Here is a 2347-nt window from a genome sequence, read left to right on the forward strand (position 1 = left end):
TGGGGTTCCGAAGTGAGGGTGAGGGACGGGTTCGAGTTTGTCATGCGGACGGTCGTGTGGGTGCGGCGGCGTTTTTTTTTGGACCCCACCGGGTGTATACGCTCCGGGGGGGGGGTCCGTGGCGGCGAGCGGCCCGGCCAGCATCCGCCCGGCCGACCCGCCGGCCGGAGCCGCCGATCCGGTGGCCCGGGACACCACCCCGGCCACCGCGCCTCCAGGTTGGGTCTCCTACGCGGATCCGGATGCCGGCTGGTCGGTGGCCTACCCGTCGGCCTGGCAGCGCCAGCAGGGCCCCGGCGGCCCCGGAAACGTCGATTTCGTGGACCCGGCTACCCGGGCGTTCCTGCGGGTCGGTAGCGTCAGTCGGGCAAACACCTCCGCGATCGGTGACTGGCAACGCAACGAGGCCGGTTTCGTTCGGAGTGTGCAGGACTATCGGCGCGTACGGCTGGCTCCCAGCGACGGTGGGGATGGCACCGAGCAGGCCGACTGGGAGTTCGGGTACCGCAGGTCGGACGGGGTCATGGTGCATGTGCTCAACCGGGGCGCGATTCGCAACGGCCACGGATATGCCCTCTACTGGCATACCCGGGAGGATCTGTGGTTGCAGGATCAAGCATTGATGCACCAGCTCTTCAGCGCCTTCCGGCCCGGTCCGTGATGTCAGCATTGGTCGGGTTTCCGACTCTCGCGGTGGCCGGAAACCCGCCGGCCGTCGGGCGCGCGGATCCTTCCGTCTGTCAGACTTGACACGATGGCCAAATCGGCAAGCGTGCCCCCGGACACCTCTCGGCACAGCACGCCTCGGTATGTAGCTCAGCGCTACCGTCTCGACACGCCCATCGGGCGTGGTGGAGCGGGCGTCGTCTGGCGTGGTGAGGACGAACTACTCCAGCGGCCGGTGGCCATCAAGGAGATCCTCGTCCCGATGGCCGGGGCGCAGAACGAGCGCGACGCGATCCGGGCCCGGGTGCTGCGAGAGGCCCGCGCGCTGGCCCGTCTACACAGCCCCGCCATCGTTTCTGTGTACGACGTGGTCGAGGAGCACCAGCGGCACTGGATCATCATGGAGCTCGTCGACGCGGACAGCCTCGGCGACGTGATCCGTACCCACGGCCCGCTGCCCTTCGACCAGGTCGCGGCGATCGGGCTGGCGTTGACGGACGCGCTCGCCGCGGCGCACTCCGCCGGCGTGCTGCACCGTGACGTCAAGCCCGGCAACGTCCTGCTCGGCCGGGACGGCCGGGTCCGCCTCACCGACTTCGGCATTGCCGCGACCGAGGGTGATGTGACCCTGACGGGGACCGGCGCGCTCGTCGGCTCCCCCGCGTACATCGCCCCCGAGCGGGTCCGAGGCTCCTCGGGCAGCCCGGCGAGCGATCTGTGGGGTCTCGGCGCGACCCTGTATTCGGCGGTCGAGGGCCAGCCGCCGTTCGAGGGCCCGGAGACCTACGCGGTGCTGACCGCCGTGGTCGAGGGTCGCCGCCGCGCCTTCCGGCTGGCCGGGCCCCTGCGCAACCTGCTCAGCGACCTGATGGACCGGCCGGCGGAGGAACGCCCGGACGTCACGGAGATCCGGCGACGGCTGATTCCCGTGGCTCGCAACGCCAACCCGGTGCCGGCCTCCGTCATGCACGCCCGGCCGCGCTCGGAGGACGACGAGGCGGGCGCGAGCGCCGCTGACGTCGGTCTGGAGAACCTCGACGAACCGGCGGCTCCGTCTCCCTCGGCCTCGGCCGACGGCGGCGGGTCGGCGGCGGGTCGTCCCGGCGACCGGGCCGAGCCCCCGGCGTGGAGCGGACCGTCGACGGGCGCCGCCATGTCCGGCCAGCCCGGCGGCACGGGCCCGCGCACCACGGGCGGTCCGGTACCGCCCGGCGGCGGCACCACCTCGGCCCGTGGGCCAGCCGAGTCCGCTGACACCGAGATCACCGCGGATCCGGTACTCGGCGCGCTGGACGAGACCGCCATCTCGCCCGCCACCGGCGGTGGCCCCCGGCCACCCCGGCATGAGCCGGTCCGACCCGCCGCGCCGCACCGGACCCGCCCCCAGGCCGATCACGATGCCCAGACACGGATCGGGCCGCCCGCTCAGGCGACGGGACCGACGCACGGTGGCGCGGACGACGAGACCCGCATCGGCGCTGTTCCCGTGGCGTCGACGGCCAGCCTCGGGCTGTTCGACGACGATCACGCCGCCGGGCTCGTTCCCCTCGACGAGGCCCGCCGACGCTCCGAGGCGGCGCACCAGCGCGGTTCCGACGGGCCCGGCCACGGCCGGGGATCCGGCGGCGCCGGGGAGCGACGGCGACGGACCCTCGCGATCGCGGCCGGCGCGGTCGTCGTC

General features: G+C 73.2%; 2 protein-coding genes. Both read left to right on the top strand.

Features of this window, described 5'->3' with window-relative positions; genetic code table 11:
* Positions 1 to 118 precede the first annotated feature (118 nt).
* Positions 119 to 661 carry a photosystem II reaction center PsbP family protein gene (locus tag ND748_RS30195; protein WP_251749632.1) on the top strand — a complete coding sequence of 181 codons (543 nt, stop codon included), beginning with the start codon at positions 119 to 121 and terminating at the stop codon, positions 659 to 661.
* 93 nt (positions 662 to 754) lie between these two features.
* Positions 755 to 2347, top strand: a 1593-nt coding sequence (locus ND748_RS30200; RefSeq protein WP_251749634.1) for a serine/threonine-protein kinase, incomplete at its 3' end; no start/stop codon positions are given.

The sequence above is a fragment of the Frankia sp. AiPs1 genome (assembly GCF_023716945.1).
In the GTDB taxonomy this organism is placed as follows: domain Bacteria; phylum Actinomycetota; class Actinomycetes; order Frankiales; family Frankiaceae; genus Frankia.